Here is a 24,836-nt window from a genome sequence, read left to right on the forward strand (position 1 = left end):
ACTCCGGTTCGTCTTAACCGATTACTGATGCACAGCGTGGGCAAAGCTCTGGATGCTCTTCGTTTTGTCCAAGCTCTGTCGAGTATGTCCAACAACGTGCACAAGCGGCTCCATCCGCTTTCATGACTGTGATTTTCGTCGTCGCATAATCGACGTCTGCCGTCTCAGCCCACTTCACTTGCGATACTTGAAGCAGTTGGCTGACATTGTCGATCGTGTTCAACAAGTCGGCAGTCTCTGCTTTTGGTGCGAGAATCAACTTCGCTTCGAGCGGTTTCCCGATCAACTTTTCTCCACGTGCGATTTCAATCGCTTTGAGGACGTCGTCGCGGAAGACGAGGAACTTCGACCACTTCTCGAGTAATGCCGTTTCGTCTCCTGTGAGCGCGCTCACTTCTTCTAAATCCGTCAAGAAGATGCTTGCTTCTGACTTTCCAGGCACTTCTTTCCATGCCTCATCGGCAGTGTGTGGAAGGATTGGAGCCAATAGTTTCGTCAAGAGGACGACGGCATCGTACATGACCGTCTGAACGGCACGACGACGGAGATCGTCTTCACGTTCGATATATAGGATATCTTTTGTGAAGTCGAGGTAGAACGATGACAACTCGTTGACACAGAAGTTATGAACGAGGTGATACACGGCCATAAAGTCAAACTCATCATATGCTTTGACAACTTTTGTCTGCAATTGTTTGAGCTTCGTCGCCATGAAGCGGTCCGCTTCCGGCATATCATCAAATGCGACACGCATCGATGGCTCGAACCCGTTCAAGTTCCCGAGTAAGAAGCGAATCGTGTTACGCATCTTCCGGTAAACTTCTGACACCTGTTTGAAGTTATCGTGTGACGCACGTACGTCCGACTGGTAATCGACGGATGCGACCCAAAGGCGTACGATCTCTGCGCCATACTGCTTCACAAGATCGTTCGGTGCAATCGTGTTACCGAGCGATTTCGACATTTTGCGTCCGTCCCCATCGAGGACGAATCCGTGACTCAAGACATTCCGGTACGGTGCTTTCCCAGTCGTCGCAACGGCCGTCGAGAGTGACGAGTTGAACCAACCACGATATTGGTCCGATCCTTCAAGGTAAAGGTCAGCCGGACGACGAAGGTTTTCGCGTTCTTCTAATACACCAGCGTGTGAAGAACCTGAATCGAACCAGACGTCCATGATGTCGAGCTCTTTACGGAATTCACCGTTCGGACTGTTCGGGTGAGTGAACCCTGCAGGGAGAAGGTCTTTCGCTTCACGCTCATACCAAACGTTTGAACCGTGCTCACGGAATAAGTTGGCGATGTGGTCGATTGTCTCGTTCGTGATGATTTCCGTTCCATCTTCCGCATAGAAGATTGGGATTGGAACTCCCCAGGCACGCTGACGGCTGATGACCCAATCTCCACGGTCACGGACCATGTTGTAGAGACGTGTCATTCCCCATTCAGGGACCCAGTTCACTTCCTCGATCTCACGGAGCATGTCTTCACGGAAATCTTTGATGGACGCGAACCATTGTGGTGTCGCACGGAAGATGACCGGCTTCTTCGTACGCCAGTCATGCGGGTACGAGTGTTTGATGAACTTCAAGTTGAGCAAGTAGCCGTTCTCTTCAAGCTTCATACCAATTTGTTTGTTCGCATCTTCGTAGAAGAGACCTTCGAAACCAGGGGCTTCGTCTGTCATATAGCCACGGTCATCCACCGGGCAAAGGACGTCTAATCCGTAAGCCTGTCCGACGCGATAGTCGTCTTCCCCGTGTCCAGGTGCTGTGTGTACGAGTCCAGTCGCATCCGCAGTGACGTGGTCGCCAAGGATGACGAGTGACGTCCGGTCATACAATGGATGTTGGGCCGTCATGTACTCGAAGTCACGTCCGTTCCAAGACCCACTCACTGTGTAATCCGTCCATCCGAGCGCTGCCGTCACTTCTTCAACGAGCGTTTCCGCGACGATATAGCCTTTTCCTTCATGTTCGATACGCGTGTAAGTCAACTCATCACTTACCGCGATTCCAAGGTTCGCCGGGATTGTCCAAGGCGTCGTCGTCCAGATGACGAAGTGATCGTCTGACGTCAACGTATCTTTACCGTCCACGACACGGAACGCCACGTAGATAGCCGGTGATTTTTTATCGTAATATTCAATCTCTGCTTCCGCGAGTGCCGACTCGGAAGATGGTGACCAGTAAACCGGTTTTTTCCCTTTGTAGATATAACCCTTCTCAGCCATCGACCCGAACAAACGAATCTGTGCCGCTTCGTATTCAGGAAGGAGCGTGATGTATGGGTTCTCAAAGTCTGCGAGAAGACCGAGACGTTTGAATTGTTCGCGTTGCGAGTTCACTTGCTCCATCGCATACTCTGCACACTTTTCACGGAATTCCGCGACTGTCATTTCCTTACGATTGACGCCTGCTTTTTGAAGGGCGTTCTCGATTGGAAGACCGTGCGTGTCCCATCCTGGAATCATTGGAGACTGATAGCCGTTCATCCCTTTGAAACGAACGATGATGTCTTTCAATACTTTGTTCATCGCGTGTCCCATGTGGATGTCACCGTTCGCATATGGAGGTCCATCATGTAAGATATATTGTGGTTTCCCAGCATTTTTTTCTTGTACCTTGTTGTAAAGGTCCATATCTTCCCATTCTGTTTGCATCGCTGGCTCGCGCTTTGGTAAATTCCCACGCATCGCGAATTCTGTGTTTGGCATTAATAGCGTGTCTTTGTAGTTCATCGAAACTCCTCCATCAACATTTTTTAGAAAACAAAAAAACCAACCCATCCCTGATAGGGACGAGTTGGTTGACTCGCGGTACCACCCTACTAGTCTCATCATCATGAGACCGCTCTCGGTAACCGATAACGAGGTCAGGCGGTCACGCTTACTTCACTTCAGCGTGACGACTCATAGGGGATACCGATTCAAGTCTTTCTCCTAGGCTCTCACCGTCCCTAAGTCGCTTCGTAGGTATGACTCGATCGACGCGTCCTACTCAACGTGTTGATCATTTATCCGTGTTGTTCTTCATTACGTGTGACTTCGTCGTCATTATACGCAAGTTCTGTTCTATCGTCAAGAACCGTCTGCACAGGCGGTTCCCCGACAATCGTTTCCCATTCCGTACTGTTGAGAAGTTCCATTTGCGCATCGACGAGGACGCGGAAGCGTGTCCGATACAACTCTACTTTCTTGAGCATTTGAACGACTTCTCGTTCAGCAAGTTGCTCTTTGCGCGCCGCTTCCTCTTCACGAGCGAACGCTTCACGTTCCGCTTGTTTCAAGATGAGACTCGCTTCTTTTTGAGCATTGTTCTTCACTTCTTCCGCCGCTTCCTGCGCGACGATAATCGATTTGTTCAACGTATCTTCCATCGAGGAGAAGTAGTCAATGCGGGCTTGCATATCGTTGACAAGTTCTTCATACCGTCGATTCTCACGAATCAATAGTTCAAACTCTTTAATGATTTGATCTAAAAATTCATTGACCTCATCGATGTCGTACCCACGAAAACGGGAAGAGAATTCTTTATTATGAATATCAATCGGTGTCAACGCCATTCGACTTTCCTCCTAATTTCAACGTATGGTGCCATACTGGATTTTAATTTTTTCACGTTTGGTCGATCCGAGAATCTCCATCAATTTGATGCGACCATATCCACGGACGGATAGTAGATCATCCGGTTCAAGGATGAAGCTCGCGTCTTCAATGACTTTATGATTCACTTTACAGTCGCCATGTTTGACGAGCGCCTGCGCTTTTTGCCGAGAGATGTTAAGCACCTCGCTTGCGACCGTATCAAATCGTAAGGAAGAGACGATGCCGAACCCTTCGATCCATTCGGTCGCAGGGACGACAAGAACCTCGTCTTTTGGCACGGAAGAAATGCGAACTCTCGCTTTTCCGACACGTTCAAGATTCATTTCAATGAACCCGACCGCTTCACGCGTCGTCGCAAATTGTACAATCTCATCGTCAAGAACGACATCTCCGAACTTTTGACGTTTCAGTCCAGCGTTCAGCAATGTTCCTGTCACTTGTCGATGCGTCAAGTCCACGAATTTTGTTGGGTACTCGATTCGACGGATCTCAATCTCAAAATCATCTGGATTGAGTTCATAGTAATCCGGCGCTAAAATCAGACGACGTCTTTCCGCGCCTTCAAATCCGCCATCATCATGAATGACAAGTTGTTTACCGACGAGTTGTTTGACGATTTGCTGTTCACGTGGGTCTAGAAAATCCGTCAATTTCAACACATAGCTATTCTCCACTTGTTGTACCCAGTCGAGCACTTGTTCAACGAACGCGCGTTCACTTGGTCGATAATGGTCATAGACGCTCATACGTCACCCAAAGATCGCAGCGATGCCGGCTTGGGCCATACGAAGCACGAACAGCGCAACGATTGGGGAGATATCAAGCATACCACCAATCGGTGGGATGATCCGGCGAAACGGCGCCAAGAACGGTTCACACAAAAACGATAAGATTTGACCAAATTTAGATTCGCGTGCGTTCGGGAACCATGATAATAAAATATAGCCGATGAGGACCCAACTATAGATACCAAGTAGATCGCTCAACGTGTTGCCTAAGGCAGGGATTACGTTTTCCATTCAGTTACCACCCTTTACTGTGAAGTTCATCCTCCGATATCAAGTTTGAGATTGAACCAGTCAATTCGACGTTGTTCGGAGTACACAGAATCGTGTTATGTCCAATCGAAGTCATCGATCCCTCAAGGGCGTATACGACACCTGAGAGGAAGTTGACGACTTGACGCGATTGCTCTTTTGACATGCGCTGAAGGTTGACGATGACAGCACGGTTTTCTTTCAAATGATCGCTAATGTCTTGCGCCTCAGCGAACACACGCGGCTCAGCCAATACGACTTTTGAACGGTCTTTCTTTTTCGTATTTAATGCCACGAGATTATTCGCTGATTTTGGACGATCATCCTGTCTGACGACAGATGTTTCGGTTGTAGACGGAGCTGCTGCATTTGCCACAGTATACTCTTCTTCTTCATATGTGCTGTTCGGATCTTCTTCGAGTCCAAAGAAATCTTTCATTTTGTTTTTGATTGACATAACGGATTCCTCCTTAAGATATATTATTGCACAAGTACGGTACCAATACGAACAAACGATGCGCCTTCTTCAATCGCGATTGGATAATCGTTTGACATCCCCATCGACAGCTCCGTGCATGGTGCGTGTTCAAACGCATTTGCCTTCACTTCATCACGTAGATGACGGAGACGGCGGAACGTTTCACGAAGAGTTGACTCTTCTTCAGTGAATGGTGCCATCGTCATCAGCCCGATGATTCGAATATGAGGATACTGTTTACAGTTCTCGATGAAGGGCACGACTTCCTCTATTTCGAGACCATGTTTTGAATCTTCTCCTGACGTGTTCACTTGAACGAAACAATCGATTGTTCGGCTCGCGCGCTTGTCAATCTCCGATGCAAGAGACAAGCGGTCGAGCGAATGAATTGCCGCGACGTAATCAATGATTTGTCTCACTTTGCGTGTCTGTAACGTACCGATAAAATGAAATCTTGCATCCTTCGGCATCCCTTCAACCTTCTCGAGTAAAGAATCTGGACGGTTTTCTCCGAAATCACGAATCCCTTCTTCATAAAGGGCATTCGCCACATCGACACCGACCGATTTCGTGACTGCGATGAGTGTCGGTTCTACTTCTTGAACATGTGATGCCATGATGGATTGAACTTTTTTAACATTATCTGAAATACTCACGATTTGCGCTCCTTGACAATGACTGCCGCAAACCGACGTTTCGTCTCTCCATCTCGATAGGAGAAAAACGGGCTGTCCGCGCCAGTCGTTAAATTCGATTGCATGACCTCAGTGTCATGTTCTTTTGCCAATACTTCATTGACGGTTTGGAGGGACAAGAGCGCGTGCTCACCCAACTCGTTTCGCACTGACCGTTCATATGCAATCGGCGAAACATCCCGGACGGCCTGGAGAACACGACCATCGACCTCATAGTCACTTCCTGAGATGGAGGGACCGACGAGCATGTCTATATCGGTCGCCTCGATTCCTTGCTCAGCAAACGCCTGCATCATGGTCTTAACGATGTTTCCGACCGTTCCCTTCCACCCGGCATGAGCGATGCCGATGACTCCATGATCTTTCGCACAGAAGAAGAGCGGTACACAATCAGCAAAGACGAGGGCTAACGGTAACGCGTCTTCGGTTGTGAGAAGCCCATCTGTTTTCGGAATCGCCTCTTCATATCGGAATGCCCCCTTACCTTTGTCCGACGAATCGACGACTTGGACAGTCGTACCATGTACTTGATCCGCCCACACGGAGTCCTCTAACGAGAGCCCGGCTTGTTGAAAGAACTGTTGACGATTTTCGACGACTCGGTCAATTTCATCGCCCACATGTAATCCGACGTTTCCAGCATTATGTCCGTCCGTTCGTGTCGTCGCGTAAGCATGATAACGGTTTGTTTCGGTTTCCCAAGTATGTAGCAGTTGCATCGGTCTCTCCTTTTAGAAAAAGGGATGCCGAGTACCGGCACCCCTAGTTGTTTAGTTACGGCGTTGTCTCACAAACGCAGGGATGTTGATCGTCTCGTCTGGGACGTCTCCTCCATACACTGGGCGATGGAAGTTCCCTTCGTCTTGTTGAGCCGCTTCATTTGCTTTTGGTTGGGGTTCCTTGTTCTCAACCTCAGGCTGTTTTTTCGGCTGCTGAAGGAACGGGTTCGTTCCTTGTGCTTCTTCAGCGAATTCAGTTGCGATCACGGTAACGATGATTTCATCGTTCAAGTTTTCGTTGATGACCGAACCGAAGATCAAGTTCACTTCTTCATCAGCCGCACTTTGAACGATTTGAGCCGCCTCCGTCACTTCAAACAAGCTAAGGCTAAGTCCACCAGTGATGTTCATCAAGACACCTTTCGCTCCTTCGATTGAAGATTCGAGAAGTGGTGACGAAATTGCTTTCTTCGCTGCTTCAACGGCACGGTTTTCACCTGTCGCGACACCGACACCCATAAGGGCAGACCCTTTCTCCGTCATGATCGTTTTCACGTCCGCGAAGTCGAGGTTAATGAGACCAGGGATGGCGATCAAGTCTGTGATTCCCTGTACACCTTGACGAAGGACGTTATCCGCTTCACGGAACGCTTCGATCATCGGTGTGTTGCGTTCCACGATTTCAAGAAGCTTATCGTTCGGAATCACAATGAGGGTATCTACTTTTTCTTTGAACGCTTGAATACCGTGCTGTGCGTGTTGCATACGTTTCCGTCCTTCAAACATGAACGGTTTTGTCACGACACCGACCGTGAGTGCGCCGATTTCTTTTGAAATCTCGGCGATGACCGGAGCAGCACCTGTTCCCGTTCCGCCACCCATTCCAGCTGTGACGAATACCATATCTGCACCGTCAAGTGCTTCAATCAACTGTTCACGGCTTTCTTCAGCCGCCTTTTTACCGATATCCGGATTCGCACCTGCACCGAGACCGCGTGTCAATTTTGCACCAAGTTGAAGCTTCACGTCGGCTTTCGACATGTTCAACGCTTGTGCATCCGTGTTGACTGCGATGAACTCGACTCCTTGTACCCCATGTTCAATCATGCGGTTAACGGCGTTTGACCCGCCGCCACCGACTCCAATTACTTTAATTTTTGCTACGGCGTCAATCGCCTCATCAAAGTACATCATTCAGGTATCCCCCTACGTATTTTCCAAGTTGTATTACATCGTCAGCTTAAACGCCAAATAATTTTTCCATCAAACGACTAAATCCTTTTTTCGACTCTTGATCGCTCTCGTATTCGTTCTCTCCTACATGAATATCGGTCGCTTCCGGCTTCGTGTGAAGTGTTTCCTGGCGAACTTCCGGTTTTTCAAGTTGAGATTTCGAAACGTGATGATCACTCATCAAGACATATTTCAATACACCGACGGCTGTCGCGTATTTTGGATGTCTGACACCAATCGACGACGGTTGATACAATCTCGTCTTTTGGTCCATAATGCGAGTCGCCAACTCCTGAATACCCGGTAGAGCAGCTGCCCCACCGCAAAGTAAGTATCCGCCATTCAGCATCGGAACACCTACTTTTTGAACCTTATTCAACATTAGGGTAAACATTTCCTCTATTCTCGCTTCTAAAACGTAGCTAATTTCTGACTGTGGTTCGAACGCCACTTCCCCATTGATGTTCGTGTAGGAGAAACCTTCTGTCTCATCAGCCATTTCTTCAAGAGCGAGACCATATTCTTCTTTCGCCACTTTGGCGTCTTGATATTTACAATTGAGTTTATAGACCAAGTCTCTTGTCATATGATCTCCACCGACCGGGAGGATATACGAGTAGACGAGATCTCCCCGATAAAATACGGAAACCGTCGTCTTTTCATGTCCGACATCGACGAGCCCGATTCCTAAATCGATTTCATCTACAGAAGCTGCACTCATGCCGAGTGCAAGGTTTCCTAGAATAAAACCTTCGAGTTGTAATCCAGCCCGTTCAATCGAACGACGAATACTATGTAAAATGGTCTTCGACCCGGTCACCATTTTCCCATGCATCTCAAGTCGATAGCCTAACATACCCCGTGGATCGACAACACCTGTTTGTTGATCAACCGTGAATGAAGATGGGATCACATCGATGACACTCATCTCGTCCGGTAATCGCATTACTTGTGCCGAGTTGATGACTTCCATCACGTCTGCGTCGGTAATTTCTTGATCTTCCCGCTTCACGGATGCAATTCCGTGACATGGGGCAATTTGGATATGCTCTCCTTCGATGGCAACGTATACAGATCGAATTTGATCACCTAGCGATGTCTCAGCATGCTCAACGGCCTGTTTGATCGCTTGGACTGTTTTATCGATGTCTACGACAGCGCCACGTTTTACACCCGCAGACGGTGCACACCCTTCTGCCAAAATATTAAGCGTTCCGCCGAGCAATTCACCGACGACGAGCTTAATCTCTGACGTTCCAATATCTAATGCGGCCACATAACCATTCGCTTCCAAAAGGGAAACACCTCCGCTCTATAATTTTCCTGTTCCAATTGCCTGACACGTATACAGATATCCAAAAAAATTGTTGGTTTCGACAAGATATCTCACGTCTAAGTTTACAACAAATAAGATAGTGAGAAAAGGTAGAATCCTACAATTTAAGCGGTTTCGCGTTATCAATTCGTTTACAAACGACAAAAAAACAGCCCTTATGTGTCTAAGGACTGTAATATAACTGATTATTCATTCGTTTTCTCGTATGGAACAAAGTAAAACCCACCATCCATGACGACGGTCCCACGCTCACCTTTCGGGATGTTTTCATAAATTTCTCCATACTTCGATACGGTCTCACTCAACTTCAATGTAGGTGTGAGTAACGTATTGCCGTCGTTCATAAAAATCTCGTATCGCGTCGGCTCATCTTTTCGTTTTGATAAAATCACTTCTGACATACGAGCCCGAGTCGCATCATCCACCCGTTCGAGTTCACTTGCAATCTTTTCAAGTTCTGCTTCCGAGTTGAACTTTCGTAAGAGCGGTCCGTCCTTTAGCTTTTGCGGATCGGTGATGGCTCCGGTCGGATGGAGTGAACCGTCGGCTAACACGACGACATCTCCTTTTTCGGCTTTCGCATAAGCAATCATTTTCTCTTCTGTCACAGAGATATGAACCTTGTTATACCAAGAACGATCGATCTCTACCCGTTTGATACCAGGCAACTTTTCCATCTGTTCACTCATCTTGTTTGGGGAAAGACTGACAAACTTCGTCGACGAATCGAGCTCCATATCCTGAAACACGTACGTTTCTTCTAACCAGTATAGACCCGATACCTTCACATCTTTCACGTTCGACATCGAAGTCTGCATGTAGACCACGAGTAAGATGAGAATTCCAAACAGTGAGAGTACAGAGAACATCCGACGGTTCGCTTTTTTACGCCGTTGTTTTTTCATGTATGGAATACGGTCTTCGAGACTGCGTACCGTTTGTTGGCTTGGTTCCATCGGGTTCTACTCCTTTATTGAATGACTTCTTCTACCAGGTCGGCCAATGCATCTGACGCGTTCGGGAAACCGAGCGCACGCGATGCGTTCGCCATCTCTTCACGCTGTTCGAGTGCTTGACGAATCGCTTCTACGAGCGAAACACCCGTCAACGCTTCTTCTTTGACAAGGAGGGCCGCCCCGTTCTCGACGAGGGCCGAAGCATTTTTCGTTTGATGGTCAGCTGTCACGTACGGACTTGGGACCAAAATGCTCGGTAAGCCAAGTGCGGTCAATTCTGAAATCGTTGAAGCGCCAGCTCGTGAGATGACGAGTGACGTACAAGCGAGTAGAGATGGCATATCGTACACGTACGGATGAATGTGTACATTGTCAGAGGATGGTGCCTGTTTCGACACCGCATCGAAATGCACTTTCCCTGTGACGTAAAGGACGTTGATCGGCAATTCTGAGAGCGCTGGGATTGCTTCCACGACCGCTTGGTTGATGGCCTCGGCTCCGCGGCTTCCACCATAAACCAAGACAATCGGACGGTCATCTAAACGATACTGTTCGCGGATAGACGCCTCATCGACTTCCGTCTGCAATACTTCGCTACCACGCGGGTTTCCAATCAAGCGAACGTTCGCGCCCGGAAAATGGACATCCGATCCTTTGAACGAGAGGGCGACCCGATCGGCTTTCTTCGATAAGAATTTGTTTGTTAATCCCGGGATACTGTTTTGTTCATGCAGAATCGTGGGAATCCCAAGCTGTTGTGCCGTATAAACGACGGGACCGGATACGAAACCACCCGTGCCAATCACGACGTCCGGCTTAAACGCCGCCATGTCTTTCTTCAATGCCCGAACGGCTTTCAAAAACCAGTAGGCGGTCTTCAGATTCTCGAGTGAAAGCGAACGCTTCAGACCTGCGATTTGAATCGACTTGAACGGGACACCGGCTCGCGGTACGAGATCGGCTTCTAATCCATTCTCCGTTCCAATGTATTGTACCTGTAAATCCGGGTGACGTTTTTGTAGCGTTTCAATCAATGCGAGTGCCGGATAAATATGACCACCGGTACCACCACCAGAAATCATGATTTTCATCGGTTCGCCTCCTCATATGAACGGACGAGTTGAACGAACTGCTCGCCTCGTTCTTCAAACGTTTTAAATTGATCCCAGCTAGCACAGGCAGGTGAGAGTAAGATGACGTCTCCCGTCTCGGATTTCTCAAACGCGAGCGGAACGGCGTCTGCCAACGTCTCGACCGTGAATGATGGAATCTGTTGGGACTCGCCGAGCTCTTTAAATCGTTCAGCCGTCTCACCATACGCGACGACAGTTTTTACTTTTGAGAGAGCAGAGGCGAGCGAAGATAAGTCCGCACCGCGTTCGAGACCACCACAAAGCCAAACGATTGGGGCGTCAAACCCCCGTAACGCCGCTTCCGCTGCTACGTTGTTCGTCGCTTTCGAATCATTGTAAACAGCACGTCCAAGCACATCACCGAGACTCTCGGTCCGATGCGCAACGCCACCGAAGTTTCGTAACACACGTTCGATATGCGTACGTGGAATAGCAAATGGTTCCACTAAGAGTAGTGCAGCCAATACATTTTCCACATTGTGCGCCCCACCTAGTGCCAGCTCATTTACTTGCATGATTTTTTCACCACGAACTGTGACCCATCCATCGACGACAGAAGCATCACCTCGGTCAAAGCTGAACGTAGTTGGTTCAATCTCTCCCGGGACGCGTTTCATCACTTCCGTATCCGTCACTTTCACGACGATTTGGTCTGCATTCGTCATTTGACGGAACAGGTTTCCTTTTGCATCCGCATACGCATCAAAATCTCCATGATAGTCCAGATGGGCTTCCGATAGATTGAGTAGTGCCGCCGAGCGGGGATGGAATGACTCAATCCCCATCAATTGAAAACTCGACAATTCAATCACAATCAAATCGCCCATCTTCGCCTGAGATGCCACTTCAATCGCCGGGAATCCGATGTTTCCCGCAAGATGCACCGGACGTTCCCCACCTTTGAGCAATTCATAGACGAGTGTCGTGGTCGTCGTTTTCCCATTTGAGCCGGTGATGGCAACAAATTCCGCCTCCGTTGCCAAATAAGCAAGTTCCACTTCGGTATAGATTTGGATGTTTCGAGACATCGCTTCTTGAAGCAATGGAATCTGATACGGGATGCCTGGATTTTTGACAATCAACTCTGTCTCATTCAACAGAGCGAGGGGATGTTCGTTAAATACCGATTGAATCCCAAGCGCCTGAATTTTTTCCTGTTCGTCTTCCGGAGGGATATTCCCCGTATTGATCGTCACATCTGCTCCTGCATGATGCAGATATGTCGCCGCTGCAATGCCGCTCTTCGCAGCACCGAGGACAAGAACTTTTTTACCGTGCCATTGCTTTTCCATCTGTCTCACCCTTTTACATGAGTAGTAATGATAAACCTGCTGTAATTAAACTGATGCCTCCGAACGTGAGTACGATGCGCCATTCTGACCACCCGACCATTTCGAAGTGGTGATGGATCGGACTCATCTTGAAGAGTCGTTTCCCCGTCGTTTTAAACGAGATGACTTGCAAGATGACGCTCAATGTCTCGATGACGAAAATGATTCCGACAAAGACGAGAAGCAATTCGAGCTTCAACATCAAAGCGAGTCCAGCGACGGCTCCGCCTAGTGCGAGCGAACCGGTGTCACCCATGAAGATTTTAGCCGGATACTTATTGAAGACTAGGAACCCGATCAAGGCACCGACGACCGCAAACGCGAACCAAGCAATCCCAAGTTCATCTTGTGTAAGTGCGTAAATCCCAAAGAATGTGAACGTCGGGATGGCCGAGAAGGAGACGAGTCCGTCTAATCCATCTGTCAAGTTGACGGCGTTTGAGAATCCGACGAGCCAGAAGATGACGATGGCGATATAGAACCATCCTGTATCGAACGAAATCGACGTGAATGGAATCGAGATCGATGTATCGAGGTCTCCCCCGAGTGACAAGAACCATGCAAACAATACCGATACCACGATTTGACCAATCAACTTCTGGAGGGACGTCAATCCGAGGTTTCGTTTGTTGACGACTTTGATGTAGTCATCTAAGAAACCGATGACACCGAATGCCATCGTAACGAATAGAAGAGACCCGAATCCAGCGACCGCTTCGCCAAAAATGACGGATACGATGAATCCGACAAGGATGGCGAGCAGGATGACGATCCCACCCATCGTCGGTGTACCTGACTTCTTCTGGTGCCAACCTGGACCTTCATCACGAATCTCTTGTCCGAACTTTAATTGACGCAATGCTGGGATGGCTCGCGGCATCACGATCAAGACACTTAATAATGAACTGATTAATACGATTAAACTAATTAACATGTTGCTACCTCACTACTCTATTTATTGAACAAGACGCTCAAGCGCCAGTCCTCGAGATGCCTTTAACAATACCACAGTATCCGGTCGTTGATAATGATGAAGGAGCGCCTTCGCTTCCTCAACCGTCGGGACCATTTTAACGTTCACTCGTGAATCTTGAATCCCATCCGCGATCCATTTTGCCTTGTCTCCAACGAGAATACAATCGGTCACGGGAGATGTCACCGCGCCACCGACTTGTTCGTGTTGCAGTTGTTCATCCATTCCTAACTCGTACATATCTCCAAGGACGAGCACACGCTTCGAGAATCCTTCAAGCGACTTGACTGTCTCAATCGCTGCAATCATCGACGTCGGACTTGCGTTGTAGGCATCGTTAATGAGGTGAGCTTCGCCGAACATCTGTTTTTCCATCCGCATCGACGTCAACTTGATTCGGTCTAGGCCACGTTGAATCATCGCATGATCGAGACCGAACGCAAGTCCACACGCGATTGCATAGGCTGCGTTTCGAATCTGATGGGCACCGAGCACCTTTAGTTCATACAAGTCACCTTTGTATTTAAAGATCGATGCGTCAAATGTCGTTTCGATCACTTCAATTTTCCCATCCGCCGTTTCATCGTATCCGACGCGATAGCCTTGACCAGAAAGAAGTGGCTCATCCGCATCGACGATCAAGCGACCGTCTGCTTTGAGACCGGCCTTGATCTCAAGTTTCGCCTTGGCGATACCTGTCCGTCCGCCGACTTGTTCACCGTGGGACTCCCCGATATTCGTCACAAACGCCACATCAGGCTTGGCGAGTTTTGACAGCGTCTCGATTTGACCGAATCCGTTCATTCCCATCTCTAGGACGGCTACTTCCGTATCCCGTGGCATTCTGAGAACGGTAAGTGGCAAGCCGACGTCCGAGTTGAAGTTACCGGCCGTCTTATGCGTCTTGAACTTCTCCTCGAGCACGACAGCGACCATGTCTTTTGTCGACGTCTTCCCATTCGAGCCTGTAATGGCGACGACGAGCGGATTGATTTCTTCTAAATATCGCGCCGCTGCCGTTTGCAATGCCTCAATCGTCGATTTCACAGGGATGACAACCAGGTTGTCTGGTTGAGGACGACCTTCTTCCCAGAACGTGACAATCGCACCCTTTTCAACGGCCGCCTCGATGTAATCATGACCGTCGACTCGCGCCCCAACGATTGGGACGAAGAGACCCGCCTCGTTTGCATCTCTTGAATCTGTGGCGACCCGTTCGACGAGACGTTCGTCATTTAGATCCATGCCAAACCATGATGCCAATTTTTGAACTGTCAGTTGTTCCATACAAACTTCCTCCTCTTACATAGGAAAAGAGAGCCGCAGCCCTCTTCATCTCGTGCGTTAATTCGACGGGGTCTCCAATTTCACTTTCAAGGAGGCACCTGTTTTGACCGGTTTCCCTTTGCCAATCGATTGCGATGTGACAAATCCGGTACCGTCGATTTCTAAATTTAATTGATAAAGGGTCGCTAAACGTTTTACGTCACGCAACGACCAACCTTTTAATGTAGGCATCGTAAACGACTCGCTCGTTTTTAGCAACAATCGTTCACCGACGACATAAGATTGTCCTTTCACAGGACTCTGCGCAATCACTTCGTCTCCATCACCTAACACGATCGGATTGAAGGAATTCTCCGTCGATGCGTTCACTGCCTCTTCACGGTTTTGACCGATATACGAAGACGTTGTCTTCGTCGAGGCTTCGACTGCTTTTTCTTGTTTTTCAGGCTCGACACTCCGGTAACGTAATGCGACATCCATCACGTCTTTGAAAAGTGGCGCCATGATTCGTGGCCCGGTCGTAGACGAGTCACTGTTCGGTCTGTCCACCGCGATATACATGACAAGTTCCGGATCGTCTTCCGGAGCCATCCCGACGAACGAGTGAATATACTGTCCACTCAAATATTTTCCGTTCTCGGCGATTTGAGCGGTACCGGTCTTTCCGACGACGCGATAGTTGTCTAACGCATACAGTTGCCCGGTTCCCACATCGCTATTGACGACACCGTCTAGCGCTTCACGTGTCTTTTTGGCTGTCTCCGCCGTGATCGGTTGACCGACTTCTTTCGGATTGGTCGTCCGAATGGTTTCGCCGGTCTCGCTGTTGACGATTTTCTTGATGAGGTGCGGTTGCTTCATCGTCCCATCCGTTGCGATGGCCGATGTCGCTTGCAAAATTTGCATCGGTGTCACCGCTGTCGATTGTCCCCATGCCGTAATCAAGACGTTCATCGGACTTTCGAAATCGAATTGACTATTGACCTCTCCAGGCAAATCGATTCCTGTCCGCTGATCAAACTTGAAAGCTTTAAAGTAATCTTCATATCGACTGAGACCAAGTCGTTCGTTCGCTAAAATCGAGAATGCGACGTTCGACGAATGCCAGACGCCTTCTACCATAGGAATGGTACCCCATCCCGTAATGTTGTAATCATTGAAGACCGTCTTGCCATATTTGTATGAACCGGATTCATACAGCTCATTCGGATTGTACACGCCTTCGTTGATGGCTGCCGCGAGCGTAAAGATCTTCATCGTCGATCCAGGTTCGAATCGAGACGAAACAGAGAAGTTACTGTACGAAGAAATCTCGCGTGTGTTCGGATCAAACGATGGTCGGTCCGATAGTGCGATGATCTCTCCCGTTTTCGGGTCCATGATGATGGCCGTCGCATGTTTCGGCTCATACTCCTCATACAACTCATTCATCTTCGTTTCGAGCAACTGTTGGATTCTGTGGTCGATTGTCAATTGGACGTCCGCCCCGTCTTCCGGTTCAATCTTCAACTGCTCGTCACTCGATATAAGTTCACGACCTGCCAAATCTTTCTCAAATCGATACAGACCGTACGATTCACTTAAAATATCATTCAGAGACTTTTCAATCCCTAATTCACCGACGAGTTCGATACGACCGTTCTGGTCAATCTTCTGGGCATATCCGATTACCGAGGAAGCAAATACTTTGTTCGGGTAATAGCGCTTCGGTTCCTCGACAAACGTGATGCCGTTTAGGTCGAATGCTTCGATCTCTTCTTTTTGTTCTACGGTCAAGTCACGACCGGGAACACCGAACTCGATCTGTCCAAGGTCGGCATTTTGTTCAAGCCGTTTCAATAAATCGGCTTCTGTCATAGGCAGCACGGTCGACAATTGCTTCGCCGCTTCGGCGAACTCATCAGGCATAAGCGTCTTCCCTTTGACCCGCTCACCACCGAGTTTCAAAACGGCAACGAGCCGGTATGATGGAATGTTGATGGCAATCGGTTGACCGAAGCGATCATACACCTCGCCCCGTTCCGCTTCTAACGTACTGACCGCTTTCCACCGTTGCTCTTCCGCGAATGCGAGCATGTTCTCCCCTTTGTACGTATGGGTGACGGATAAATAAAGGAACCATCCGACAAAAAATAAAAAGAGCGGGGTGAAGCAGACAATCGCTACCCACGCCACTCTTTTTTTACTCTGTTTTAAAGAATTCATCAATCAATCACCTTGACATTCTTTTCATTGAATTTCATTCCGAGCTTCTCGGCAATCGCATAAATTCTTTCGGGCGAGCTTAATTGGGCGATTTCATACTTCAGTTCTTCGTTTTCTTTTGCAACCCCGTCGACCTGCTGATTGACGGCTGCTGTATCACGCATAATATTATACGCTTCATTGTGCTTCGACACCGTGATGCCACCGAACATGACCACTGAACCAATCATCACTGGATACAGGATCGATTCAAACAAGGTCAACGTGCGTCGTTTTGGAGCAGGTATTGGTCGTTCTTGCGGAATCGGATTTCGATTCGGTGTTACTTGAGGCTGCAACGCCTTACGGGCAGCTTCTGGCATCAGGTATCCCTCCTACACTCTCGGTTATTTTTGTTTTTCGGCCACTCTCAACTTAGCAGAGCGTGAACGACGGTTATCTTCAAGTTCTCCCTCACTCGCCACGATTGGCTTACGCGTGATGAGTTTGAGTTCCGGTTCAAATTCTTTCGGAATGACCGGCAACCCCGGTGGTAATGGTGGATGCTGGCTTCGCTCTTTGAACACTTGTTTACAAATGCGGTCTTCTAACGAATGGAACGTGATGACACAGATGCGTCCATTCAATGCAAGTAAATCAATCGCATCTTGAACGGCGCGGTCGAATACGTTCAACTCATCATTGACGGCGATTCGAATCGCTTGGAACGTCCGCTTCGCCGGGTGTCCGCCTTTTCGTCTAGCTGGTGCAGGAATCGCTTCTTTAATCAAGTCGACAAGCTCGAATGTCGTCTCAATCGGTTTATCGGCACGGGCTTGCTCAATCTTTCGTGCGATTTGCTTTGAAAACTTTTCCTCCCCGTATGTAAAGAAAATACGAGCAAGTTCTCCGAACGACCATTCGTTCACAACATGATAGGCTGAAAAGTCCCGTGACCGGTCCATTCTCATATCGAGCGGTGCGTCATAGTTGTAACTGAACCCGCGCTCCGCCTCATCTAGCTGTGGCGAAGAAACGCCTAGGTCGAATAGTACACCGTCCACTTTTGTCACACCACGTTGGGTGAGTTCTTCCTTCAAGTGAACGAAATTGCTCTTTATAAACGTCACACGGCCTTCATAAGGAGCCAATCGCTCTTTCGCATGTGCGAGCGCGACGTCATCTTGGTCGAACGCATATAGTTGACCCGTCGTTAGACGCTTTGCGATTTCTTCACTATGACCCGCTCCACCTAACGTACAATCGACATATACCCCATCTGGTTTGATGTTCAATCCCTCAATGGACTCCATTTTTAAAACCGTTTCATGCTCAAACATTCAAAAAACCCTCTCAACCTACATATTTCAACTGTTTTATTACACTTACTTTATCATAAAAATGTCAAGGTCCGTACAGGTTTTTAGTGAAAAGAGGAAACAAAAAGGTAACAACGAAAAAAAGCTCCCGACAAATGTCAAGAGCTCTCCAAAAAAAAGATTATACATAGAACAAACATCGCTCCGCATCGGATTGTTCATATGCCTGTTTCAATCGTTGAAACACGTCTAGTCCGTGACGATTTAGCATCGGAACCATCGAGAGGATGCGCTCTTGTGGGGCATCCATCGGGAACAGTCGGGTCGATAGATGAATCCGTCGCGCATTCAAGCGATATTGTTCTCGCTTCGACTCGGCACGCATCTCATCCGCCAATCGCTCGAGCACATGTCTCGACTTCGCCTCAAATCGTCTTCCTTGTTTCCCTGCCTCATGACTGACGGCCTCCGTGAGCGCCCGGTACGCATATAGCTCTTCTTCAAACGCTTCGTCGTCAAATCCATGGTCCGGAAGCGGTTGCTTCATATACTCCTCCAATGTCACGCTTTCTTGACGAAGCTTCTTCTCATCATTTCTTGACACGATCAACCCACCAAGACGCGGCAAGATCAGTGGCATCTTCCAGCCCATCACGTGGAAGAGCGGTCGAAGCTGGAGCCAATAGGCAATTTCACCGGGACCTGCCACATACCCAAGAGTCGGGAACAGGAAATCCTGCATGAGCGGACGGGAGACCACGTTATTTGAGAAACGTTCTGGATGCACCTCTAGCTCTGTGAGCAGTTCGTCTTCAGTGAAGCGATGTCCTCGCTTTGTCGTGAACACCCCATCGACCTTCGTGAGCAGCTCTCGTGTCCCATCGTGATAAAACAGATGGGCCGCGTCTCTGTTCAAGTCGACCGATGGCATCCCTTCTTCATATGCATGACCGAGCGCTTCATGGAGCTTGTCATGATGCTCGATGAGACTTCGGAACATCGGTCGTTCGAGAGCCCGTACGTCTTTCGCGTGCGGGTCAAACAATAAAAAGTCAGATCCGACGAATCGCCGCATCATTCCACCGAAAAAGTGAGCGAACGAACGACTCACTTGAATGAGGTCAATCAGCTCATGATACAAATGTGAAGTATACGGTGTCTCTGTTTCGTTCAGTAGAAGACGTTGCGCCATTTGAACAAGTTCGAGCTTTACCCGTTCGAACTCTAAGTCCCCTATCGATGCTTTTCCTGCAAGCGGTAACGATGACAAGGCATCTTTTTTCAACGTCCTCGAAAACGCCTGTGTCGTGAAGACATGGTTGATTTCAGCAAAGTCATGATCTTCCGTCGCCATCCAGAAGACAGGAAGGACCGGTTTCCCTAATTTCGCTTCAGCCTGTTTCGCCCGTTTGATGACCGCTAACAGTTTGTATACGGCAAACAAAGGTCCTCCATATACGCCGACCTGTTGCCCCGTCACCATCACGTACGCTTTTCGCTGAGCGAGTAACTCCAGATTTGCTTCCAACTCTTCCGAAAGTTCCCCGAACTGTTCTTGTTGTCCCTTTATTATCTCGACGAGCTCCGACAGATGCTCATAGGTGCGCCCCGAGACCTCCTCGGCACGTTTTTCGATTTCATCCATCCCTCGATAATCGAGCCAGCGACCATATTCATGATCGATTTGAATCATCGGTGATGTGGATGCATATAGAGCATCAAATGCTTCTACCTTCACGTATAACAACTTCCTTTCAATCAATCAACGAATCATGCCTTGGGCTACACCGATTGCGAATAAAATGGCGTGGGTCGGAACAAGTAGCAAGAAGAGTAACCGCCAACCATGGACGAACATCTTCGTGAACAACACTTCCTCATAACGAATCCGCTGCCAAATCGCGTTGATCGGGAAAATCGCACAGCAGGCTGCGAGCAATAATAGCAACATATCCGTCCCGACGATGGCCTCAAGTAAAATACTGCAAGCGTAAAACCAAAGGATGACCCCGGCATCGCATGCGAGTTTGAATGAGTTGATTGATTTCGGCATAATTTTTCTAAGTATCATATACACCATAAACCATAAGATGAGTGGAAATGAAACGATATACACTAACACGATGCGCTCGCTCCTAGAATCAGTTTATGTAATAGCGGAATGACAGTGAGAGAAATCTGCATCTGTTCGGCTTTCTCAATCACCGGTTTCAAAATCGCATCCACCTCTGTCGGCCGACCTTCTTCAAGATCGCGCAACATCGAGGAGCGATTCTGTGCGGTACGTTCGATAATCGTCTCGATGTAGGAAAATGAGACTTGCTGCGCAAACAAAGGCACCAACTCATCGTAAATCGATTGTGCGATTTCACGATATGGTGAGCCGGCGAGGGCTCCATTCGGGACCCGGCATAATGCCGTGATGGGATTGATGATGGCATTAGCAAACAATTTTTCAATGACGACTTGTTCAATATCTTCTTCCCACACGATGTGAAGTGGGCTCTCTTGAAATGATAGAGGATGGAGCCCCGACGTACTTCCAATTCGAATCCGTCCGAGTCCACGATGCTCAACCTCATGACCACGCTTCGTCACCCCATGCTCGACGACACCTAAATGAAACCCTCGACGTTTCGCATATTCCAGATGGGCAATCCCATTCGAACAAATAAAGACGGGCACCTTACCCGAGAGTCGGGCCGTCGCTTCCTCGACTTGATGGGCTTTCGTCGTGACAAAAAAAAGATCCTCGTCCGTTTCCTGAAGCGTCTGACTTGACCGTAACGACACACGTGCCGTCCCTTCCGTCACACCGATACGTGTGATGAAAAGTGGATCAGATGACCCGATCCTTCCATAGAGCGTCACGTCGTAATCGTCTGCGAGCACAGATGCCAACAATAATCCGACCGCTCCGTTTCCGATGATACCAATTCGTTTGATGGAGTTCATCATGGCCCTCCTCCTATTCGAACTATTTTCGCACAAAAAGTTTACCACATCTTTTCACCATGACCCAAAAATGATAAACAAAAAAGGAGTAACCTGAGAACAGGTCACTCCTTCAAGCATTATTTGCTTGTTACTTCTTTACCGTTGTAATGTCCGCAAGATTTGCAAACACGGTGTGAAAGTTTCATTTCGCCACAGTTCGGGCACTCGTTCATACCAGGTACGTTGAGTTTGAAGTGAGTACGACGAAGACGTTTGCGAGTTTTCGACGTTCTACGGAATGGTACTGCCATCGTTGTCCACCTCCTTGATAAGTTAACCTTCCTCGTTCTCTTTTTTCGAGAACAGGTCGGCTAGTCCCGCGAAACGCGGGTCAATTTTTGGTTGGGCTTCGGGCTGTTCGTCAGTGAGCGTCCAGCCTTCTCCTTCAACCTGAGTTTTGTCTGTTTCGTTCCCATAAACTTGCATCGGGACGTCTAACATGATGAGCTCTTTTACAATCGGTACAAGACTGATTGTATTTCCTTCTGGCAAATTCACGTCATCGAATTGCTCCGTATAACGCCCATTCTCCAAAAAGAAAGGCTCGAGCGATTCAATATCGAATTCATAAGTGACATCTTCTAACGTTCGCGCATCTGGCAACGTCAGGTCACCTTGAATCTTCAGATTGAATGTAACTTGATTAGATGTGAACGATGCATCCCCGTGCACATGCACCGGGCGAATCGAACGGATATCCGGATGGAGCTGAGTTAGCTCTGGTAGTTCTACCATCTCATCGATTGTAAAACCGTCACCCTGGTTTCGGAGCTTAAGTAGCTGTGCAATAGACCATTTCATCCGAATCACCTCAATTGCAACAATATGAATTATAGATAGGCCAACTTGTTTTGTCAATGTTTTTTCTTTACACTAAAATCAGTTGACGACGGCGCTTTGCCAAAGCGTACTTACTCATCTTACACCAATCCATACGACAATGCAAAGGAGTAAATCATGCAAAAGACGGCCATTATTGCAGAGTACAACCCGTTTCACAACGGGCACTATTATCAAGCGCAAACTGCACGTCACGAAACCGGAGCTGATGTCATGATTGCCATCATGAGTGCCCAGTTCACTCAACGGGGCGAACCCGCCTCGTTCGACAAGTGGAAACGGGCTAAGGCTGCCGTCGAGAGCGGTGCGATCGATCTTGTCATCGAGCTACCGACCCAATACGGGGTCCAACGCGCCGACCGTTTCGCTAAAGCCTCCGTCTCGATTGCTGAACAGCTCCGTTGCCAGACGCTATCGTTCGGGAGTGAGAGCGGGGATATAGATGCAATCCTCCATGCAGCCCGTTCACATGTCGAAGAGACGTCACGTTACAAAGAGGCGCTTCAAGAAGCATTACATGAAGGACACTCGTCCGCTCAAGCTTCGAGTCGAGCTTTCCGGACCGTTTATCCCTCATTTGATTTGACGCGACCAAACAACATTTTGGGCTATCATTACGCCAAAGCAGCAAAGATGATTCAGTTACATACAGTCAAACGGCTCGGGGCTGATTATCATGATCCTTCATTAATGGACGTCATGTCGGCAACGGGTATTCGGGCTCATTACCTAGACACCGGTGAAGTTCGTGCCGTTCCGGCATCGACTGAAGCGATGTTTCGGACACAACCGATGACACATTGGGAACACTATTGGCCCGTCTTACAATTCAAACTGAGAACCTTGCCACTCCACACATTGACGGAGCTCGTAGGAATTGATGCTTCTCTCGCACCTCGTCTTAAGCAGGCGGGAGTCGAGCCTTCATTCGAACGTGCACTTGCTGTCGTGTCGACACGTCGCTACACGCGTACCGCCATTCAGCGGGCGTTCGTCGCCGTACTGCTTCACTGGTTAAAAGTCGAGGCACCGACACGCTTTGATGAAGTCCCTTACGTGAGACCGCTCGCCTTCAACGATCTCGGACGACATGCGTTACGAGATGTGAAGGAAGACGTGCAACTCGTCAGTAAGTTCGATGCCCGGCTCGATTTTGAAGCTCGTGTCACCGAAGCATATCGACTCCCGCTTCAAGATGATGCATTGATCGAGCACCGGCAACGCCCTCAGTTCATCTCTTCTAAATAACGAATCGCATCCTCGACCGTCTTTACAGGGACGACTTCAATGTCACTGTTTAGGCGGTCTCGTGATTCCAGCGCCTCTTCATAATTTGAACCGGCCGGCACAAAGAAGACTTCCGCTCTTTCCTCGTCGGCGGCGACAATTTTCTGCCATGCACCTCCGATAGGTCCGACATTCCCTTCCTCATCGACCGTTCCGGTTCCGGCAATCCGTTTTCCATTTGCCAAGTCACCTGGCGTCAATTGATCATAAATTTCTAACGTGAACATCAATCCTGCAGATGGACCGCCGACATTCGTCAAAGCGACATCGACTTCAGGATCAGCCGTGATTTCTTGAACGGGAAGTGGTTCATAGATTCCAATTCCGACACGATCCCCGCTTTGATCGATCGGCTGAATGAGCGTTTGCACGACACGTTCTTCGCCGTCTCGTTCAATCGTCAACTCCACTTCATCGCCCGCCTCAAATTCCGATATGCGATTCAAAAAGTCGACGCGAGTGGCAAAGGACATCCCATCGATGGCCGTGATGACATCACCCGGCTTCAACACATTGGCCGCAAGGGACCCAGGAATCGGAGCAGATACATAAATTCCCTCGAAATCAACCGTCACGTCTTGAGCTGCTAATTGATAGGCGTATTGGATTGCTGCTTGTTGAGAAGAGTCCATCAATAATTGTTGGCGACGTTCATAGTCTGCCTCATTCTCCCCATCGTATAAATAGCGACTGGATAAATTCGCTTCCGTGAACGGGGTCACCCAACTTTCAACTAACCAAAACGGAGTCGCACGGCGTTGGGAGATTGTCACCATCATCAGTTCCCCATCCTCTTTTTCGCCACCTTGGACGGTCAGGAACTCTTCAATTGAGGTCGCTGCTCCGGGTGAAGAGATATAGTAAGGAAGTGGGACGAACAGGAAGAGAAGCACTGTAACGAGTAGACCGAGACCGATTTTTAACGATTTCATTGTCCCGAACTCACTTGATACTTTTTACGCAAGGCAATTTCAACCTGTTCCGGTACGAGTTCACTGACCGATGCACCATATTTCGCCACTTCTTTGACAATCGACGAGCTGAGGAACGAATATTGACTATTCGTCATCATGAACAACGTCTCGACGTTCTCATTCAACTTTTTGTTAATTGATGCGATTTGAAGCTCGTATTCGAAATCTGAGACTGCACGGAGCCCACGGACGATCGTCGCCGCTTCCCGCTCTGCGGCATACTCGACAAGCAATCCCCCGAACGCGTCAGCCGACACGTTTGGCAGATGTGTCGTCACATCTCGAATCAGTCCAAGTCTTTCCTCCACATCAAATAATGGGGCTTTGCTTGAATTTTCAAGGACAGCCACGATGACTTCGTCAAAAATGGCCGCCGCTCGTTCAATAATATCTAGATGTCCGTTTGTGATTGGGTCAAAGCTACCCGGACAAATCGCAATCCGTTTCATC

The 24,836-nt window shown here is 48.6% G+C and carries 25 protein-coding genes; 1 reads left to right on the plus strand and 24 read right to left on the minus strand.

What is annotated here, in order from left to right:
* Window positions 1-13: 13 nt before the first annotated feature.
* The 22 genes from ileS to KOG47_RS08410 all read right to left on the minus strand — a co-directional run bounded on the left by ileS (window position 14) and on the right by KOG47_RS08410 (window position 22,086).
* Window positions 14-2,740 (minus strand): isoleucine--tRNA ligase, encoded by a 2,727-nt coding sequence (gene ileS / locus KOG47_RS08305; RefSeq protein ID WP_215244063.1) that lies wholly within the window; start codon window positions 2,738-2,740, stop codon window positions 14-16.
* 275 nt (window positions 2,741-3,015) lie between these two features.
* The gene (locus KOG47_RS08310) at window positions 3,016-3,564 is read right to left on the minus strand and encodes a DivIVA domain-containing protein (RefSeq protein ID WP_074037318.1); all 549 of its coding nucleotides are present in this window, start codon (window positions 3,562-3,564) and stop codon (window positions 3,016-3,018) included.
* An 18-nt stretch (window positions 3,565-3,582) separates the two neighbouring features.
* Window positions 3,583-4,353 carry a YlmH family RNA-binding protein gene (locus KOG47_RS08315; protein ID WP_078146656.1) on the minus strand — a complete coding sequence of 257 codons (771 nt, stop codon included), beginning with the start codon at window positions 4,351-4,353 and terminating at the stop codon, window positions 3,583-3,585.
* 3 nt (window positions 4,354-4,356) lie between these two features.
* The gene (locus KOG47_RS08320; RefSeq protein WP_015881317.1) at window positions 4,357-4,626 is read right to left on the minus strand and encodes a YggT family protein; all 270 of its coding nucleotides are present in this window, start codon (window positions 4,624-4,626) and stop codon (window positions 4,357-4,359) included.
* Between the two features lie 4 nt (window positions 4,627-4,630).
* Window positions 4,631-5,101, minus strand: coding sequence for a cell division protein SepF (locus KOG47_RS08325; RefSeq protein WP_078146655.1), 471 nt, complete (start codon window positions 5,099-5,101; stop codon window positions 4,631-4,633).
* Window positions 5,102-5,124: 23 nt separating this feature from the next.
* Window positions 5,125-5,778, minus strand: a complete 654-nt coding sequence (locus KOG47_RS08330; protein ID WP_215244064.1) for a YggS family pyridoxal phosphate-dependent enzyme — start codon at window positions 5,776-5,778, stop codon at window positions 5,125-5,127.
* The gene (pgeF, locus tag KOG47_RS08335) at window positions 5,775-6,536 is read right to left on the minus strand and encodes a peptidoglycan editing factor PgeF (RefSeq protein WP_215244065.1); all 762 of its coding nucleotides are present in this window, start codon (window positions 6,534-6,536) and stop codon (window positions 5,775-5,777) included. The genes KOG47_RS08330 and pgeF overlap by 4 nt, the downstream gene beginning before the upstream one ends.
* 51 nt (window positions 6,537-6,587) lie before the next feature.
* Complete coding sequence (gene ftsZ / locus KOG47_RS08340) at window positions 6,588-7,730, minus strand: cell division protein FtsZ (RefSeq protein ID WP_015881313.1); 1,143 nt, start codon at window positions 7,728-7,730, stop codon at window positions 6,588-6,590.
* A gap of 46 nt (window positions 7,731-7,776) precedes the next feature.
* Window positions 7,777-9,063: a cell division protein FtsA gene (gene ftsA, locus KOG47_RS08345; RefSeq protein ID WP_215244066.1), complete on the minus strand. Its 1,287-nt coding sequence runs from the start codon at window positions 9,061-9,063 to the stop codon at window positions 7,777-7,779.
* Between the two features lie 227 nt (window positions 9,064-9,290).
* A complete protein-coding gene (locus KOG47_RS08350; protein WP_215244067.1) occupies window positions 9,291-10,061 on the minus strand; it encodes a cell division protein FtsQ/DivIB in 771 nt (256 codons plus the stop codon).
* 14 nt (window positions 10,062-10,075) lie between these two features.
* Entirely contained in the window at window positions 10,076-11,152 is a 1,077-nt protein-coding gene (murG, locus tag KOG47_RS08355; RefSeq protein ID WP_215244068.1) for an undecaprenyldiphospho-muramoylpentapeptide beta-N-acetylglucosaminyltransferase, read from the minus strand.
* Window positions 11,149-12,486 (minus strand): UDP-N-acetylmuramoyl-L-alanine--D-glutamate ligase, encoded by a 1,338-nt coding sequence (gene murD, locus KOG47_RS08360; protein WP_215244069.1) that lies wholly within the window; start codon window positions 12,484-12,486, stop codon window positions 11,149-11,151. Before murD ends, murG begins: the two co-directional genes overlap by 4 nt.
* A 13-nt stretch (window positions 12,487-12,499) precedes the next feature.
* Complete coding sequence (gene mraY / locus KOG47_RS08365; RefSeq protein WP_074037332.1) at window positions 12,500-13,459, minus strand: phospho-N-acetylmuramoyl-pentapeptide-transferase; 960 nt, start codon at window positions 13,457-13,459, stop codon at window positions 12,500-12,502.
* A 21-nt stretch (window positions 13,460-13,480) separates the two neighbouring features.
* On the minus strand, window positions 13,481-14,785 hold the full coding sequence (locus KOG47_RS08370; protein ID WP_215244070.1) for a UDP-N-acetylmuramoyl-tripeptide--D-alanyl-D-alanine ligase: 1,305 nt from the start codon (window positions 14,783-14,785) through the stop codon (window positions 13,481-13,483).
* A 57-nt stretch (window positions 14,786-14,842) separates the two neighbouring features.
* Window positions 14,843-16,990: a penicillin-binding protein gene (locus tag KOG47_RS08375; protein WP_214691088.1), complete on the minus strand. Its 2,148-nt coding sequence runs from the start codon at window positions 16,988-16,990 to the stop codon at window positions 14,843-14,845.
* On the minus strand, window positions 16,990-17,352 hold the full coding sequence (gene ftsL, locus KOG47_RS08380) for a cell division protein FtsL (protein ID WP_015881305.1): 363 nt from the start codon (window positions 17,350-17,352) through the stop codon (window positions 16,990-16,992). Before ftsL ends, KOG47_RS08375 begins: the two co-directional genes overlap by 1 nt.
* 24 nt (window positions 17,353-17,376) lie before the next feature.
* Window positions 17,377-18,309, minus strand: a complete 933-nt coding sequence (gene rsmH / locus KOG47_RS08385; RefSeq protein WP_215244071.1) for a 16S rRNA (cytosine(1402)-N(4))-methyltransferase RsmH — start codon at window positions 18,307-18,309, stop codon at window positions 17,377-17,379.
* Window positions 18,310-18,469: 160 nt separating this feature from the next.
* The gene (bshC, locus tag KOG47_RS08390) at window positions 18,470-20,026 is read right to left on the minus strand and encodes a bacillithiol biosynthesis cysteine-adding enzyme BshC (RefSeq protein WP_215244072.1); all 1,557 of its coding nucleotides are present in this window, start codon (window positions 20,024-20,026) and stop codon (window positions 18,470-18,472) included.
* Window positions 20,027-20,050: 24 nt separating this feature from the next.
* Window positions 20,051-20,410: a DUF3397 domain-containing protein gene (locus KOG47_RS08395; protein WP_015881302.1), complete on the minus strand. Its 360-nt coding sequence runs from the start codon at window positions 20,408-20,410 to the stop codon at window positions 20,051-20,053.
* Complete coding sequence (locus KOG47_RS08400) at window positions 20,404-21,243, minus strand: 2-dehydropantoate 2-reductase (protein ID WP_251131821.1); 840 nt, start codon at window positions 21,241-21,243, stop codon at window positions 20,404-20,406. The genes KOG47_RS08395 and KOG47_RS08400 overlap by 7 nt, the downstream gene beginning before the upstream one ends.
* Before the next feature lie 119 nt (window positions 21,244-21,362).
* Window positions 21,363-21,536 (minus strand): 50S ribosomal protein L32, encoded by a 174-nt coding sequence (gene rpmF, locus KOG47_RS08405; RefSeq protein WP_015881300.1) that lies wholly within the window; start codon window positions 21,534-21,536, stop codon window positions 21,363-21,365.
* A gap of 22 nt (window positions 21,537-21,558) precedes the next feature.
* Window positions 21,559-22,086 carry a YceD family protein gene (locus KOG47_RS08410; RefSeq protein ID WP_015881299.1) on the minus strand — a complete coding sequence of 176 codons (528 nt, stop codon included), beginning with the start codon at window positions 22,084-22,086 and terminating at the stop codon, window positions 21,559-21,561.
* Window positions 22,087-22,242: 156 nt separating this feature from the next.
* On the opposite strand from KOG47_RS08410, the gene KOG47_RS08415 reads away from it, so the two are divergent.
* The gene (locus tag KOG47_RS08415; RefSeq protein WP_074037342.1) at window positions 22,243-23,373 is read left to right on the plus strand and encodes a tRNA(Met) cytidine acetate ligase; all 1,131 of its coding nucleotides are present in this window, start codon (window positions 22,243-22,245) and stop codon (window positions 23,371-23,373) included.
* Here the strand turns inward: KOG47_RS08415 and KOG47_RS08420 are convergent.
* Complete coding sequence (locus tag KOG47_RS08420; RefSeq protein WP_214691091.1) at window positions 23,352-24,344, minus strand: SepM family pheromone-processing serine protease; 993 nt, start codon at window positions 24,342-24,344, stop codon at window positions 23,352-23,354. The two genes, KOG47_RS08415 and KOG47_RS08420, sit on opposite strands and share 22 nt — an antisense overlap.
* On the minus strand, window positions 24,341-24,835 hold the full coding sequence (gene coaD, locus KOG47_RS08425) for a pantetheine-phosphate adenylyltransferase (RefSeq protein ID WP_015881296.1): 495 nt from the start codon (window positions 24,833-24,835) through the stop codon (window positions 24,341-24,343). Before coaD ends, KOG47_RS08420 begins: the two co-directional genes overlap by 4 nt.
* Window position 24,836 lies beyond the last annotated feature (1 nt).

Source organism: Exiguobacterium sp. s121, from assembly GCF_018617245.1.
In the GTDB taxonomy this organism is placed as follows: domain Bacteria; phylum Bacillota; class Bacilli; order Exiguobacteriales; family Exiguobacteriaceae; genus Exiguobacterium; species Exiguobacterium profundum.